The 475-nt window shown below is 50.1% G+C and carries 1 protein-coding gene and 1 pseudogene; one reads left to right on the top strand and one right to left on the bottom strand.

Annotated elements, in window-relative coordinates:
* The coding region (locus tag ACTHUR_RS19795; RefSeq protein WP_440400500.1) for a hypothetical protein at window positions 1–180 on the top strand (180 nt) is incomplete at its 5' end.
* 105 nt (window positions 181–285) lie between these two features.
* Here the strand turns inward: ACTHUR_RS19795 and ACTHUR_RS19790 are convergent.
* Window positions 286–475 (bottom strand): annotated as a pseudogene (locus ACTHUR_RS19790) (YifB family Mg chelatase-like AAA ATPase); the annotation flags it as partial.

Here is a 475-nt window from a genome sequence, read left to right as displayed (position 1 = left end):
ATGCCATTCAGACGACCTTCTGGCGGCAGAGGAATCTGCTGCCGCCATCGGCAGGGACGGGTCATTTTATCAATATCCTTTATATTGGGCAAAAATGCGCCGTTTGTTTACATGGTTTTTACGAAAACCGCCGTGATGTTAGGACGCGCTGACAATTTATCAAAAACAGAATTTCCTTGATAAAACAGTACATTCCGCGCTTAAAACACCAGCAAGATACCCAACCTGTCTCGGCTTTTTACCTTGAATCTTCCATTTTCAGTATTCAAGGTCGTCTGAAAAATCTTACAACGCGCGGCGGAAGCTGACGGCTTTCAAAACATGGCTTCTGCCGACTTCTTCATCGCCCGCCAAATCTGCCAGCGTACGCGCCACGCGCATGATGCGGTGGAAGCTGCGGGCGGAGAGGGAGAGTTTTTCCAACAGGCTGCCCAAGGCTTCCTGCGCTTCTTTTTGGATGCGTGCGGACGTGTCG

This window comes from Neisseria sp. P0021.S007 (assembly GCF_051956855.1).
The sequence above is the reverse complement of the archived record's forward strand: the minus strand, read 5'-3'. Positions and strand labels throughout refer to the sequence as shown.